This window comes from Rhodococcus opacus B4 (assembly GCF_000010805.1).
Lineage (GTDB): Bacteria > Actinomycetota > Actinomycetes > Mycobacteriales > Mycobacteriaceae > Rhodococcus_F > Rhodococcus_F opacus_C.
This window is the reverse complement of the sequence record NC_012522.1, coordinates 204,134-218,250: the sequence shown is the minus strand read 5'-3', so window position 1 is coordinate 218,250 and position 14,117 is coordinate 204,134. Positions and strand designations below refer to the sequence as shown.

17 protein-coding genes are annotated in these 14,117 nt (G+C 68.6%); 8 read left to right on the top strand and 9 right to left on the bottom strand.

The window, feature by feature from the left end; translation table 11 throughout:
• Window positions 1–10: 10 nt before the first annotated feature.
• Genes ROP_RS01155 through ROP_RS01145 form a run of 3 tightly spaced genes read right to left on the bottom strand, consistent with a single transcriptional unit; the run spans window position 11 to window position 3,620 of the window.
• Window positions 11–2,107, bottom strand: a complete 2,097-nt coding sequence (locus tag ROP_RS01155) for a xanthine dehydrogenase family protein molybdopterin-binding subunit (protein WP_012687507.1) — start codon at window positions 2,105–2,107, stop codon at window positions 11–13.
• Complete coding sequence (locus tag ROP_RS01150) at window positions 2,104–3,096, bottom strand: FAD binding domain-containing protein (protein WP_012687506.1); 993 nt, start codon at window positions 3,094–3,096, stop codon at window positions 2,104–2,106. The genes ROP_RS01155 and ROP_RS01150 overlap by 4 nt, the downstream gene beginning before the upstream one ends.
• A complete protein-coding gene (locus ROP_RS01145) occupies window positions 3,093–3,620 on the bottom strand; it encodes a 2Fe-2S iron-sulfur cluster-binding protein (RefSeq protein WP_012687505.1) in 528 nt (175 codons plus the stop codon). The genes ROP_RS01150 and ROP_RS01145 overlap by 4 nt, the downstream gene beginning before the upstream one ends.
• A 113-nt stretch (window positions 3,621–3,733) precedes the next feature.
• On the opposite strand from ROP_RS01145, the gene ROP_RS01140 reads away from it, so the two are divergent.
• From ROP_RS01140 to ROP_RS01125, 4 genes are read left to right on the top strand one after another with little or no spacing between them, the layout of a single operon-like run.
• Window positions 3,734–4,399, top strand: a complete 666-nt coding sequence (locus ROP_RS01140) for a glycosyltransferase (RefSeq protein WP_043826139.1) — start codon at window positions 3,734–3,736, stop codon at window positions 4,397–4,399.
• Complete coding sequence (locus tag ROP_RS01135) at window positions 4,396–5,361, top strand: acyl-CoA dehydrogenase family protein (protein ID WP_012687503.1); 966 nt, start codon at window positions 4,396–4,398, stop codon at window positions 5,359–5,361. Before ROP_RS01140 ends, ROP_RS01135 begins: the two co-directional genes overlap by 4 nt.
• A 2-nt stretch (window positions 5,362–5,363) precedes the next feature.
• Entirely contained in the window at window positions 5,364–6,137 is a 774-nt protein-coding gene (locus ROP_RS01130; RefSeq protein WP_012687502.1) for a PIG-L deacetylase family protein, read from the top strand.
• Window positions 6,131–6,748, top strand: coding sequence for a class I SAM-dependent DNA methyltransferase (locus tag ROP_RS01125; RefSeq protein ID WP_043824010.1), 618 nt, complete (start codon window positions 6,131–6,133; stop codon window positions 6,746–6,748). The genes ROP_RS01130 and ROP_RS01125 overlap by 7 nt, the downstream gene beginning before the upstream one ends.
• 48 nt (window positions 6,749–6,796) lie before the next feature.
• Here ROP_RS01125 and ROP_RS01120 read toward each other — a convergent pair whose 3' ends face one another.
• On the bottom strand, window positions 6,797–7,000 hold the full coding sequence (locus tag ROP_RS01120) for a three-helix bundle dimerization domain-containing protein (protein WP_043824007.1): 204 nt from the start codon (window positions 6,998–7,000) through the stop codon (window positions 6,797–6,799).
• A 278-nt stretch (window positions 7,001–7,278) separates the two neighbouring features.
• On the opposite strand from ROP_RS01120, the gene ROP_RS01115 reads away from it, so the two are divergent.
• The 3 genes from ROP_RS01115 to ROP_RS01105 all read left to right on the top strand — a co-directional run bounded on the left by ROP_RS01115 (window position 7,279) and on the right by ROP_RS01105 (window position 10,215).
• On the top strand, window positions 7,279–7,830 hold the full coding sequence (locus ROP_RS01115) for a DUF6328 family protein (RefSeq protein ID WP_043824005.1): 552 nt from the start codon (window positions 7,279–7,281) through the stop codon (window positions 7,828–7,830).
• A 48-nt stretch (window positions 7,831–7,878) separates the two neighbouring features.
• Window positions 7,879–8,784 (top strand): 4-hydroxy-tetrahydrodipicolinate synthase, encoded by a 906-nt coding sequence (dapA, locus tag ROP_RS01110; protein WP_012687498.1) that lies wholly within the window; start codon window positions 7,879–7,881, stop codon window positions 8,782–8,784.
• A 222-nt stretch (window positions 8,785–9,006) separates the two neighbouring features.
• Entirely contained in the window at window positions 9,007–10,215 is a 1,209-nt protein-coding gene (locus tag ROP_RS01105; RefSeq protein WP_012687497.1) for a serine hydrolase domain-containing protein, read from the top strand.
• 44 nt (window positions 10,216–10,259) lie between these two features.
• Here ROP_RS01105 and ROP_RS01100 read toward each other — a convergent pair whose 3' ends face one another.
• From ROP_RS01100 to ROP_RS01095, 3 genes are all read right to left on the bottom strand, one after another.
• Window positions 10,260–11,297, bottom strand: a complete 1,038-nt coding sequence (locus tag ROP_RS01100; RefSeq protein WP_012687496.1) for an alpha/beta fold hydrolase — start codon at window positions 11,295–11,297, stop codon at window positions 10,260–10,262.
• A 186-nt stretch (window positions 11,298–11,483) separates the two neighbouring features.
• Complete coding sequence (locus ROP_RS45185; RefSeq protein WP_419789310.1) at window positions 11,484–11,630, bottom strand: three-helix bundle dimerization domain-containing protein; 147 nt, start codon at window positions 11,628–11,630, stop codon at window positions 11,484–11,486.
• Window positions 11,631–11,812: 182 nt separating this feature from the next.
• Window positions 11,813–12,265: a SixA phosphatase family protein gene (locus tag ROP_RS01095; protein ID WP_012687495.1), complete on the bottom strand. Its 453-nt coding sequence runs from the start codon at window positions 12,263–12,265 to the stop codon at window positions 11,813–11,815.
• A gap of 525 nt (window positions 12,266–12,790) precedes the next feature.
• Here ROP_RS01095 and ROP_RS45180 point away from each other — a divergent pair.
• Window positions 12,791–13,123 (top strand): 2Fe-2S iron-sulfur cluster-binding protein, encoded by a 333-nt coding sequence (locus tag ROP_RS45180; protein ID WP_080512428.1) that lies wholly within the window; start codon window positions 12,791–12,793, stop codon window positions 13,121–13,123.
• Between the two features lie 11 nt (window positions 13,124–13,134).
• On the opposite strand, the gene phoU is transcribed toward ROP_RS45180, so the two are convergent.
• Window positions 13,135–13,782, bottom strand: a complete 648-nt coding sequence (gene phoU / locus ROP_RS01085; protein ID WP_012687493.1) for a phosphate signaling complex protein PhoU — start codon at window positions 13,780–13,782, stop codon at window positions 13,135–13,137.
• A 39-nt stretch (window positions 13,783–13,821) separates the two neighbouring features.
• Window positions 13,822–14,091, bottom strand: coding sequence for a DUF4235 domain-containing protein (locus ROP_RS01080; protein ID WP_012687492.1), 270 nt, complete (start codon window positions 14,089–14,091; stop codon window positions 13,822–13,824).
• Between the last annotated feature and the right edge of the window lie 26 nt (window positions 14,092–14,117).

The window sequence follows — 14,117 nt, the reverse complement described above, 5'->3', positions numbered from 1 at the left end:
CCCCGTCCGGTCACCCCGGCAGCAGATCGTCCAGGTGGATCGGGACCTTCCGCACCCGGACCCCGGTGGCGTGATGCACCGCGTTCGCCACCGCGGCCGCGGCGCCGACGATGCCGATCTCGCCGGCACCCTTCGACCCCATCGGGCCGGCGTGCTCGTCGACGTCGTCGAGGCAGACCGCGTCCAGATACCCGATGTCGGCGTGCGTGCTGACGTGATACGAGGCCAGGTCCTGCGTCACGACGTGGCCGAACCGGGGGTCGTTCACGCTGCTCTCGTGCAACGCCATCGACACCCCCATCGTCATGCCGCCGATGAGCTGCGACCGCACCGTCCGGGCGTTGACCACCCGGCCGATCGCGAACACGCCGAGCATGCGTTCGACTCGGATCTCGCAGGAGTCGCGGCGGACGTGCGCCTCCACGAAGTGGGCGCCGAACGAATGGAGCGCGAACTCGGCGGCGTCGGGATTGTCGAGGGTCCCCGCAGCGGCCTCCGCCCCCGGGGACGGGTTCGTGCCGTGCTCGGCCCGGAACGCGCGGGCCGCCGCGACGATCGCGCTGCCCCAGGACGTGGTTCCCGTGGAGCCCCCGGCGACCGTCGCCGGCGGAAGGTTCGTGTCTCCGATCTGCAGGACGATCGAGTCCAGCGGGCACCCGAGCGCGTCGGCGGCGATCTGGGTGAGCGCCGTCCACGCACCGGTGCCGATGTCCACCGAGCCGATCTGCACGGTGTACGTGCCGTCGGACTGGTACACGATCCGGGCGACCGATCCCGGCATGGTGTTCGCGGGGTACGTCGCGGCGGCGACGCCCAACCCCACCTGCCACTCCGAGTCCGACCGCGACCGCGCCGTCGCATCGCGGTCCGCCCACCCGAAACGCCGGGCGCCCTCCCGCAGGCAGTCGGTGAGGCGCCGCCCCGACCACGGGCGGCCCGTACTCGGGTCGACCTCGGGTTCGTTGCGGATCCGCAGCTCGATAGGGTCGAGCCGGCACGCCGCGGCCAGCTCGTCCAACGCCACCTCCGCCGCGAACATCCCCGGCGTCTCACCGGGCGCACGCATCCACGACGGAGCGGGCACGTCGAGCGCCGCCAGCCGGTGGGTGGTGCGCCGGGTGGGTGCGGAGTACATCATCCGCGACGAAACCGCCGCCTGTTCGGCGAATTCCTTGATCTTCGCGGACTGGGTGATCACCTCGTGGGAGAGCGCGGTCAACCGTCCGTCGGCGTCCGCGCCGAGCCGGACGCGCTGCACGGTCGGCGCCCGGTAGGCGGACAGCGCGAACATCTGCTGCCGGGTCAGCGCGAATTTCACCGGCCGTCCGGCCACCCGCTGCGCCGCCAGCACCACGAGCACGTTGTGCGCGTGCGGCAGTCCCTTGGACCCGAATCCGCCGCCGACGTACGGGGCGATCACCCGCACCTGCTCCACCTCGAGTCCGAACAGCGGTGCCAGGGTCTTCCGCACGGAATGGACGCCCTGCGTCGAATCGTGCAGCGTCAGAACCGGTCCGCTGCCGCCCGGTGTCCACTGGGCGATGGTGGCGTGCGGCTCCATCGGATTGTTGTGTTCCATCGCGGTCGAGTACACCTGATCGACCGTGACGGTAGAACCGGCCAGTGCGGCGTCCACGTCGCCGTCGTCGGTGTCGGTCGGGAAGCCGGCGTTGACTTCGTCCGGGGCGTACAGATCGTCTCGGCCGGAACGGAAGTCGGTGTCGTGGGACGCCTCGTCGTAGTCGACCCGGACGAGGCCCGCCGCGTGCCGGGCGACCTCCGGTGATTCCGCGACCACCGCACCCACGAATTGACCGCGGAAGTGGACCTCGGGGTCCTGCAGGATCGCGAGTTCCCCGTCCGAGGTGTCCGCGAGACGGGGCGCATCGAAGACCGTCAGGACCGCGAGCACCCCGTCCAGGGCCTCCGCGTCCGTCGTGTGCACGGCGGTGACCCGGCCGCGTCCGATCGTCGAGGGGATCGGGTACAGATGCGCCGGGTCGTCCACCGTGTGCTCGAACGCGTATGACGCCGTCCCGGTCACCTTGTCGTGGGCATCGAGGCGCTCGGCGGGGGTTCCGATCACCTTCGGCTCGACGAGCGTCATCGGCGTGCCTCCTCCGCGAGTGACCGGAGTACCGACACCAGGACCCGCCGGGTCAGCACGACCTTGAACTCGGTACCCGGAAGCGGCTGCGCGGCAGCGAGTTCCGCCTCAGCCGCCGCGGTGAACGTATTCTCCGTGGGCGGCGACCCGAGCAGGACCTCCTCGGCGCGCGTGGCGCGCCACGGCCGGTGCGCGACACCACCGAGCGCCACCCGCGCCGACGTGATCGACCTGTCGTCGACGGTCAGCTCGGCGGCCACCGACGTCACCGCGAACGCGAAGGACGCCCGGTCCCGCACCTTCCGGTACGTCGACCGGTTTCCGGCGGGCGGCGCCGGCAATTCCACGGCGGTCACGAGGTCGCCGTGCCCGAGGACGGTGTCGCGGTCGGGCCGGTCTCCGGGAAGGACGTAGAACTCGCGGAGCGGGATCCGCCGCTCCCCGTCGGCCGTGCGCACCACCACAACCGCGTCGAGGGCCGTCATCGCGACCGCCATGTCGGACGGATGCACGGCGACGCAGTGCTCCGAGGCGCCGAGAATGGCGTGGTAGCGGACGTAACCACCCAGCGCGGAACAGCCGGTGCCGGGCTCGCGTTTGTTGCACGGCGTCGTGACGTCCTGGAAGTACACACAGCGGGTCCGCTGAAGCAGGTTTCCCGCGGTCGTCGCGAGATTGCGCAGCTGTCCCGACGCACCGGACAGCAGCGCGCGCGACAGCATCGGGTACCGGGCTCTCACCACCTCGTGCGCGGCGAGGTCGCTGTTACGGACGGCGGCCCCAATCCGGAGTCCGCCGCCGGGAAGTGCCTCGACGTCGTCGAGGGGGAGACGGCTCACATCGACGAGGAGATGCGGCCGCGCCACCCCGAGTTTCATGTGGTCGACGAGGTTGGTGCCACCGGCGAGGTACGACGCCCCGGGATCGGCCGTGACGGTGGCGACGGCGCTGTCCACGTCGCTGGCCCGCTCGTAGTCGAAGGGAATCATGCCTCCGCCGCCTGCCGGATCGCCGCGAGGATGTTCGGGTAGGCGCCGCACCGGCAGAGGTTTCCGCTCATCCGTTCCCGGATCTCGTCGTCGGTGAGTTCGGGAGGAGCCGTGAGATTCTCGGTGACGGCGCTCGGCTGCAGGGCGAGGAACTCGTCGAACATCCCGATCGCCGAGCAGATCTGGCCGGGCGTGCAGTAGCCGCACTGCAGCCCGTCCTGCTCGACGAACGCCTGCTGGACGGAATGCAGCACGTCGCCGTCGGCCAGGCCGTGTGCGGTGACGACGCGGGCACCGTCGTGGGCGACGGCGAACGTCAGGCAGGACGTGGCGCGCCTGCCGTCGAGGAGAACGGTGCACGAACCGCACTGGCCGTGGTCGCAGCCCTTCTTCGGCGCGGTCACCCCGAGGTGGTCGCGGAGCGCGTCGAGCAGGGTGGTGCGGGTGTCCACGTCGAGGGTCCGTTCCTCGCCGTCCACGGTGAGCACGATCTTCCGGTAGCGGGGGCTGTCCGCGGCATTCATGGCGGGAGGTTACCCGCGGTGCGCGATCCCGAATCGGAGCCGGCGGTGGTTCCGCATACGACGGACTGGGTACTTGCTGAACCCGGAAACAGTGGATGATCGGAAAGGACGTCATGCGCGTCGAGCACATCACGGTGGTCGTGCCCGCCCACGACGAGGAGGCGCTGCTGCCGCGCTGCCTGGACGGCGTGCGGACCGCTGCGCGGGCGGTGTCGGTACCGGTCACGGTGGTGGTGGTGCTCGACGGGTGCACCGACGGCAGCGAGGCCGTCGCCCGCGCGGCGGACGTGGACGTCGTGGTGCTCGGTGCGCGGAACGTCGGCGCCGCACGGCGTGCGGGTTTCGGCTCGGTCGCTCCGCGACCACACGAGTGGTTCGCCACCACGGACGCGGATTCGGTCGTCCCCGCGCACTGGCTGTCGTCCCACCTGCAGCACGCGGGTCACGGCGCGCAGTTGGTGGCGGGCACGGTCTCGGTCACCGATTGGTCGGGGTGGCCCGACCACGTCCGCTCGCGGTACGGCAGCGCCTACCGCGCAGGCGCCGCCCACGGACACGTGCACGGTGCGTCCCTCGGTTTCTCCGCGGACCTGTATCGGGCGGTGGGCGGGTTTGCCTCCCTGCCCGCGCACGAGGACGTGGACCTGGTGCAGCGGATGGTCGAACACGGAGCGGACGTGGTGTGGAGTATCGACGCGCCGGTGGAGACGTCGGCGCGGTCCGACGCCCGCGCGCCACTGGGCTTCGCCACCTACCTGGAGGGACTGCAGGACCGATGAGCACCGACGTCACCCACGACAGCACCCCCACATCCGCCGCCGTGCGAGCGATCATCCGCTCGGGCGAGGCGGAACTGCCGCTGCCCGGCGACGGTTCCACCGCGGTCCGCTGGGGGCGACTGACCGAATGGTGCCGCCGCGACCTCTCGATCGGCCGGCTGCTCGAGGCACACGCGGACGCGGACGCGATCCTCGCCGAGATCGACGGCACCCGCGCCGGCCGGAACGAGTGGTGGGGAGTCTGGGCCAGCGAGCCACCACAGCCCGTCCTGGACGCTGCCCACGACTCGAGCGGATGGCGCCTGAGGGGAACGAAGGCGTGGTGCTCCGGGGCGTCGATGTGCACGCACGCCCTGATCACGGCACGCGTCGACGGCCGACCCCGGCTGTTCGCCGTCGATCTGCGGGAACCCGGGGTCACGCCGGGACGCGGGGGCTGGCGCAATCCGGGGATGGCGGCGACCGACACGGAGGCGGTGACATTCGACAGTGTTCCCGCGCGACCCGTCGGCTCCGCGGACCGGTACCTCGATCGAGCGGGGTTCTGGCACGGCGGCATCGGGGTGGCGGCGTGCTGGTTCGGTGGCGCGCTCGCCGTCGCGGAACCGCTGCGGGTTCGTGCCCGCGGTGGCCGGGCGGACAGTCACCAGCTCGCGCACCTCGGCGCGATCGACGTCGCCGTCAGCGCGGCTCGATGGGCACTCGCCTCCGCAGCCGCGGAGGTGGACTCGGATCCCCTCGACCGGCGGTCCGCCCAGGTGCGCGCGTTCCGGGTGCGGGGCCTCGTCGAGCGCACCGCGAGCGAGGTGATCGACCGCGTCGGGCGCGCGCTGGGCGCCGCGCCGCTCGCGAGCGACGCAGACCACGCCAGCACCGTCGCGGACCTGCTCGTCTACATCCGGCAATCCCATGCCGAGCGCGATCTGGCGACACTCGGCGAACTCGTCGCAGGGGAGGACTGACCGTGGGCAACGGCACCAGGTTCCGGGACACACCCGTGGCCGCGCGGGGCACCCCGGAGGAGGTGTGGCAGTCGTGGCTGGGCTCCGTCCACTGTCCGCCGATACCGCTCAAGGACTGCGACCGCATGGTCGTCGTTGCCCCGCATCCCGACGACGAGGTTCTCGGCGTGGGAGCGTTGATGGCGACCACGGCAACCGCCGGTGTGCCCGTCCAGGTCGTGGCCGTCACCGACGGCGGCGCGTCACATCCGCAGTCGCCGACCCTGCCGCCCGCCGCGCTGGCGGCGGCGCGGATCGCCGAATCGAACCGGGCGACAGCGCTGTTGGGCGTCGGCGAACCACTCCGATTCGGACTGCCGGACGGCGGGGTCAGCGCGCACGAACACGAGCTCACCACCCGCCTCGTCGACGTCCTCACCGCGACCTGCCGGGCGGGGGAGAGGGTGTGGGTCCTCGCGACCTGGCGGGGCGACGGCCATCCCGATCACGAAGCCACCGGAAGGGCTGCGGCAGAAGCCTGTTCGATTACCGGACACCGAATGGTGGAGTACCCGGTCTGGATGTGGCACTGGGCGCGTCCGGGCGAAGCGTCGGTCCCCTGGAACCGGATCCGTGTGCTGGCACCGACGGCCGACATCCTGGCGCGCAAACGTCGGGCCGTCGACGAATTCCGCACCCAGATCCTGCCGTTGTCCGACGACCCGCGGGACGCCGCGATCCTCCCACCGTGGGTTCTGGCTCGACTGATGCGCCCGACGGAACGGGTGCTGTGGTGAGCGCCATGGATCCCGGCTACTTCGAGTCGATGTACGCGGAATCGGCGGATCCGTGGGGATTCGACGAACGGTGGTACGAACGCCGCAAGTACGCGCTCACCCTCGCAGCCCTGCCCCGCCCGCACTATCGGCGGGCGTTCGAACCGGGATGCTCGATCGGGGTACTGACGGCGCAGTTGGCGAGACGCTGCGACCGGGTCGTCGCAACAGACGTGGTTTCCGGTGCGGTGGAGCGCGCGCGGGACCGTCTGCGCCGCGAAGGCGTAGCCGGCCGGGTGGAACTGTGCCTGGCCTCGCTCGTCGGCCCGTGGCCGCCCGGCACCTTCGACCTCGTCGTGTTCAGCGAGGTGCTGTATTACCTGACGCCGGCCGAGCTGGGAACAACCCTGAATCGAGCCGTCGACTCCCTGGAGGACGGCGGCACCCTCATCGCGGTGCACTGGCAGCACCACGTGCCCGAATATCCGCAGACCGGCCGCGCGGTGCACGACGCGATTGCGGCGACCGACGGCCTCGATCCTGCCGGGTCGTACCGGGACACGGACTTCCACCTCGACGTCTACACACGGGGTCCGGTGCCCTCGGTGGCCGCCGCGGACGGCTTGAGCTGACGTACCGACCGGCAGCGATCGACCCGAATGTGTTTGCGGGGGAGAGGTTCAGGCGTTGACCGAGGAGACGAGGTTCGCGGTTGCCGTGCGCTCGATGAGCAACGGCACGAAGTCCCGAATCCGCCCGCCTTCGAACTGGACGACCGCGTCCTGAACGGCGGCCTCGACCGACTCTCGCGGCACCGCCGGGAACTTTGTGATCAGTCGCGTGGTGACCTGCAAGATCTGGCGGGCTTCTTCCGCGGAATTCATGAACAAATGGTGCTCGCCTGTGTCAACCCGCGTCAATTTCGTGCGGGCTCTCTGTGACGAACGCATCTCCGGCGAAACCCGTTCGGACACTTGTTCAGTACCCGCGCCCACGACTACTCGGACGCGTGGGCGGGCCGGACATGTCCCCGCGGCCGGGATAGGAAAACCGACTTTCCGGACCAGAAGTGGGTATTGTTTGACCTGACGGACCGAAGGTGAGTGCCATGCGCTCGGCTCACGGTTGCGGTGACCGATCCTTTGAGAACAGCGGGCTGGACATGTCGGACGGCAGTGTTGAGCGGGATCAGGACGACGAGTGGAACTATCGCGCCCGGCACGAGACGGAAACCCAGCGGCTCGACCGCAACTGGGCAGCGCTGTTACAGGAACTCCGCGTTGTGCAGACCGGGGTGCAGCTGCTCACCGGCTTCCTGCTGACGTTGCCGTTCCAGCAGCGGTTCACCGATCTGACGGACTTCGAGGTGATCGTCTACCTCATGACGGTCGCTCTGTCGGTCCTGTCGACGATGCTGCTGGTCGCGCCGGCCGGATTCCACCGGGTGCTGTTCCGTCGGCATGCCCTTCCCGCGCTGGTGTCCGCGGCGCACAAGTTGACGGTGTGTGGTATCGCGACGTTCGGGGCGGCCCTCGTCGGGGTTGTGCTTCTCATCTTCAGTTTCGTAGTGTCGCCGAGGGTCGGTCTCGTCGCGGCAGTGGTTGCCGCAGGAATCTTCTGCGGGCTGTCCGTCCTTGCCGCGATCCTGCGTCTCCGGAACCGCGTCGACGATGATCCTCCCACGAGTGACCAGCGCCGATCCGATCGCGACTGACCGCACGGAGCCTGGAAGTCGCCGTCGTGTGGCGCTTACACTGAGGCGATGACCGTTTCGTCTGCGCCGGCGGCTCCGTTCGGGCGCGTGCTGACAGCGATGGCTACGGCGTTCACCGAGGACGGAGAACTCGACGAGGAGGCGACTGCCCGGATCGCCCTGCATTTGGTCGACCACGGACATGACGGACTTGTCGTCTCGGGCACGACCGGTGAGGCGGCCACGACTACCACCGCCGAAGACGGTCGGATATTGCGAGTGGTCAAGGATGCGGTGGGCAACCGGGCGAAGGTCGTTGCCGGGGTGGGGACGAACGACACACGGCACACGCTGGAATTGGCGAGGCAGGCTGTCGTGCACGGTGCCGACGGGTTGCTGCTGGTGACGCCGTACTACAACAAGCCGAGCCAGGGGGGTGTACTGCAGCACTTTCGGTACGTGGTGGATGCGGTCGACACTCCTGTCATGGTCTACGACATTCCCAGTCGGGCCGGCACCAAGCTGGCACCGTCGACATTCGAAGCGATGGCGGGGTGGCCGTCCGTGGTGGCGGTGAAGGACGCGGCTGGAGATCCCACCCAGGCGATCTTGCTGCGTGAATTGGGCTTTGCGGTTTATTCGGGCGACGACAGCCTCACGCTGGGTTTCCTGGCGTATGGGGCGTGCGGGGTCGTCTCTGTTCTCGGGCACGTGGCCGGTGACGAGATTCGCGCCATGATCGACGCCTTCTTCTCGGGGGACGTCGAATCGGCGCGGGAGATCAATGCCCGCCTGCAGCCGGCGTTGCGTGCGGTGATGGGTGTCCCCAATTACGGTGCGACCACGGTCAAGGGGGCGCTGCAGTTGCTCGGTGTCCTGCAGGACAGAACCGTGAGGTCCCCGCTGCTCGCCCTCGACGACGTCGAGTACGAAGCGCTTCGGGCGGGATTGTCGGCGTCGGAGTTGCTGCCCTGACCGGCTCTCAATTGCAATCCGACATCTTCGCATCGACCGTATCGACGGACAGGGACGGGCAGCCCAATCTCTCCGGAGGCGAGCCGCGCGTTCCCGGTCAACCCGGGGCAGGCCGGTTACGAGCAGCCGAAACGGCGCCGCCGTTCGGATTCAGGCGACTCGAGCGGAGTCGGGCTGCTGAACCGGCCCGCGACGGTCGCGCCTCGAATACCGTTGCGTGATATGGGTGATAGGCCACTGCATCGTTTTCGCACTCGGCAACGATCGAGCAGGCAGACGCTGCGTGTGCTCGGCATGGCGGTCGCCGTGGTCCTGAGCGCGGTGACCGGTTGCGCACAGAGCGCGGGTACCGCAGAAACCGACAGCACCGCGGGACTCTCGCAGCACGTTGTCTCCTCGGCGAGCGCAATGCTGGATAAATTCGTCGCCGACGGCCGTACTCCGGGCGCCGTAGTAGAGGTGAGCACCCCGGACGGCGTCTGGACCCATACGGCGGGCCGGTCGGCGACATCGCCGGATACTCCGATGTACGCCCAGTTGCAACATCGAATCGGCAGCATCACCAAGACCTTCACCACCACACTGATCCTGCAACTGGTCCAGGAGGGCAAGGTCGGGCTCGACGACCCGGTGTCGCGTTACGTCGAGGGTGTGCCCAATGGCGACCGCATCACGCTCCGAATGCTGGGGACGATGACCGCCGGACTGTCCGAGTACCTCGCGAATCCCGATTTCCGGAATCGATTCTTCGAGGATCCGATGCGCGTGTGGACGCCATCGGAACTGCTGGACGCGTCGTACGCTCTCGGCGCGCAGTTTCCGCCGGGAACGGATTCGGACTACTCGAACGCGAACACCGTGCTCCTCGGTCTCGTGGTCGAGAAGGTCGCGGGCGCCCCGTTCGGCGACGTGCTGACCGACAAGATCCTCCGGCCCCGCGGCCTCGACCACACGGTGTGGCCCGTCGACGCAAGCTTCCCGCAGGATCACGTTCTCGGCTACACCACACTGGACCCGGTGCGCGGGGTCACCGACTCCACGTCATGGAGTCCCACCCAGGCGTACTCCGCCGGTCAGATGATCTCCACTGCAGGCGATCTCACTCAATGGATTCGACTGCTCGGGCGCGGTGACCTACTCACTCCCGAACTGCAGGCCGAACGACTTCGGTGGCAGCCGCTCGGCGACAACGACGACAATTGGCACTACACCTTCGGCCTCGAGGAGAACTCCGGCTGGATCGGGCACAACGGTGCAATCCCCGGATACATGTCCTACGCCGTCTACCACCCCGCGCTCGACGCCACGATCGTCCTTCTGATCAACAGCGACGCGGCCATCGACGGCGAGCCGCCGGTGAACGTCCTGCTCCGTGACCTCAGTCCCGTCCTGTTCCCGGAACAACCGGTTCGAGTTCCAGTCGTCCGATGACGGCGACGAGCCGAACCGGGTTTTCGCCCTTACCGGCAACCGAATCAGGTGGCACTGCGTTGACTGGATCCCACTGCGTCGAGTACGTCGGTGCGCATCGCGGGGTCGGTGGTGACGGGATTCTCGGCGGTTCCGGTGCTGAGCAGTTGCCGCCACCTGGCCTCGTCGAACGGTAGTGGACGGGTGTCGGACAGGAACTTCTCGACGGTGTGCAGGAAGCGCATCGGGTCGTCCCGGAAGGGGAAATGACCGGCGGCCTCGAAGATCTCCAGGCGCGAGTCGGGCATCGCCGCGTGCGCGAGGTGGGCGTGGCCGACCGGGATGACGGTATCCCGGCCTCCCCAGATCAATTGAACCGGGATGCTTTCGGTCAGGTAGCAGCGGTCGAGAATGGTTACCATCTGTCCGCGCCGGTCGACGACTGCGCGCAGGGTGCGCAGGTATGCCTCGTGCGCGGTGGGGTCGGGCAGGTCGGTGAGGATCCGTACCAGATCCGGAGTGTCGTGCAATGCCGCGCCGGGGCGCAGAGGTGTCCCGTGCAGTCGAGTCAGGAGGGCGCCGGCCCATCGCATCACGGGCACCGCTCCGGGCAGTCGCAGCAGTTTCAGCGCTTCGTTGACAATCGGCGTCGCGGCGAGGCGTAGCACGGGATGAACGTCTTTGGTGACGCCTCCGGGGGATACGAGAACGAGTCGATCCACCATCTGTGGGTACTGATAGGCGAACTGCATCGCGACCCCACCGCCCAGCGAGTGCCCGATCACGGTGACGTGGTCGATTCCGAGGGTTGAGAGGAGGTCGCGCATGCCGTTGGCGTAGGCAGCGATGGAATAATCGGCGCGGGGTTTGTCGGAGCGTCCGTGGCCGAGCAGATCGGGCGCGATGACGGTGTAATTCTCGGCGAGGTGCGGAATGATCTCTGTCCAGGTGGTCGAGTTGTCGCCGATGCCGTGCAACAGCAGCAGTGCGGGGCCCTCACCGATCATGCGGAAGGCGCGCCGGTACCCGTGGATTGTGCGGAACATCATCTGTGGTCGGGTGTCGGGAACCGGCCTGAGCCTGCGCATGCGAGCAGCGTTCATCGCGTCCTCCTCGACTTTCGCGTTTCGTTGCCGATTCTTCGCTGCATCCGGTCGACATGCGCGTCGACACGCCCCACACGCGGGTGTCGATCTACGGTCGCTGCCGCATTCGGCATGCAGACCGGGCGCGAGATGCGTTCGTGAATTATTCGCTCCGGAGTCCGCGGTGTTACACGCGTCGGGGGGCTACCGCGCCTCGGGAACTGCCGGGCACGCCGTGGGTGGTGTGATGGCCAGGGAATCGTCGAGAGCGCGACTGGCAGCCCGTTCGACGAGTAGGGGCACGAAGTCTCGGATCTGGCATCCGTCGAAGTGGTGGTGGGCGGTCTTGATCGCACTGTCGACCCGGTCGGTCTCGAGGCACTGATACCGCTGGATCAGATGTGCGCACGGCGTCGATGTGCTGTTATTCGGTGACGTCCATGAGGGAGATTGTGCTCCCGTCGCCCGCGGTCGGGAAGGGCCGTGCGTCGGACCCGTAGATCGAACGTGACGTGCAGCATCATCGGTGGCCGCTACTGCGGAGGGTCGGGGTCGAGGTAGCGCAGCGGAGTGCGGGCATTGAGTAGCCAGGCCCCGCCTTTCGCGGTGTGGCCGATCGGGAAAGCGGGTGTGCCGTCGGCGCGGGTAATGGCGGCGAGTGCGGTGAGGATCTCTCCGTGGGTGCACCACAGGGTGCCGGCGAGGTCGATCGCGTCGAGGGCAGCGCACAGTTCGTCGGTCGCGGCATCCGGGGCGAGCAACGGGTGCTCCTGGACGTGAAGGCCGCGGGCAGCGGCCAACGGGGCGAGGGTGTCGAGGCAGCGGGTGGTCGGGCTGCAGTACAGGACGTGGAGGTCGACCCCGGCGAGGGTGCCTATGAGGCCGGTGGCCTGGTCGCGGCCGAGGTCACTGAGCGGCCGGAGGGCGTCGGACGCGGTCCAGTCCTGTTGTCCTATCGCGTGGGCATGCCGGAGCAGGACGAACATCCCGGGCCCTTTCCTACAAGAGTGAGCGTGTGCGCGCCAGCATAGGCTCATGAGAAGGCAAAAGATGAGGATTCGCGTCGCGCATGCTGAGTACCGGTGACGGGCGCTGCGTTGACTTGGGTGGTGGGTCCGGACATCGTGGTGGGCGAGGCGGGCACCGCGAGGCAGTGCCGGGCAGCAGCCTCACGGTGTCGCTGCCCCGCAACAACTTCGACCTCGGCGCCGGCGCCGAGTACGTCTTCGTGGCCGGAGGTATCGGCATCACACCGTTATTGCCGATGATCGCGGCAGCCGAGGCGGCAGGAGCGGCGTGGACCATGCACTACGGTGGCCGGTCCCGGCAGTCCATGGCCTACCTCGACGAGGTCGCCGTCTACGGTGACGGGGTCGGTGTGCTCCCTCAGGACGAATACGGCGTGCTGCCGCTCGCCGACATCCTGGCGCGCAGCGCCCCGAGAGCCCAGGTGTACTGCTGCGGACCGGAGCCGTTGCTCGCAGCGGTCGAATCCGTGATCGGACCGCGGGATGCGCAGCGGCTGCACGTCGAGCGGTTCCGGCCGCGCCCCACGGACGAGGAATCGGCTCCCGACCGCGACTTCACCGTTCGGATCGAGAGTACGGGTGCCACAGTCCGCGTCGGCGAAGGCCAGTCGATCGTCGACGCCCCCGAGGGTGTCGACGATCGACGTGGAGACGTCGTGCCGCGAGGGCACGTGCGCGAGCTGCGAGACCTCGGTTCTCGAAGGCGAGGTATGCCATCGCGATTCGGTGCTTTCCGCCGGTGAGCGCGAACAAAGCGCGTCGATCATGCTCTGCGTCTCGCGGGCGCGATCGGACCTGTTGGTGCTCGACCTGTAGAAATTCACACCTCACTGCTCGGGCAGGCTGCCGGTCTCCAGGAAGATGACACGCCTCCCGATTTCTACCGTGTGGTCGCAGAACCGCTCGTAGAAGCGGCCGAGCAGGGTGATGTCGACGGCCGACTGGACACCGTGCGGCCAGTCCTCGGCCTGGGTGATCGTGAACAGGCTGCGATGGAGGTCGTCCATCGCCTCGTCCGCCGTCAGTAACCCGCGGGCGCGCTCGGGGTCGCGGTGCTGCAGCACCTGCTCGGTCTCCCTCGCCTGCGCGACGGCGACCGAACCCATCTCGGTGAACACGTCCCGCACCTCGTCGGGGACGACGTGCTCGGGATGCCGCCGGCGGGCGATCTTTGCGATGTGCACCGCGAGACCGCCCATCCTGTGCAGATCTGCGGAGATATGGAGGCCGCCGACCATGAACCGGAGGTCGTGTGCGACCGGCGCCTGCAGGGCGAGCAGCGCGAACGCACGTTTCTCCCAGTGCGCCGCTGCATCGTCGAGCTCGCCGCTCGCGTCGATGACGTGCTCGGCGAGCCCGAGGTCTGCCTCCAGCAGTGCGTCGCTTGCCTCCGACATCGCGGTAACCGACAACCGGCACATCGAGGCGAGATCGCCGGACAGGCTGTCGAGATTTTCCGCGAAACGAGTACGCATCGGCTCAGCCTAGGGGTGTTCTGGAACGAGTGCCTCGCTCTACCGGGGGTCGGCGTGGGCGAGTTTCCGGTAGCCCTGCGCACCTGCCCGGTCGACCGCCGCCTTGACCAGGCCGAAGACGGTGCCCTGCACGGCGGCCGCGATCAGCACTTCGCGGGTGCTTCGGGACAGATCCTTCGGGTCGGGAACCTCGGATTCGCCTGCGAGCCGCTTCCACACCTGACCGAACACGGCGCTCGCCGCTATTCCACCGGCGACACTCGCAGCCAGCGCCAACGGTTTGTACATCGCCTTCGATGCCGCGCTCATGTACCCGCCCTTCGCATTCGAACCCG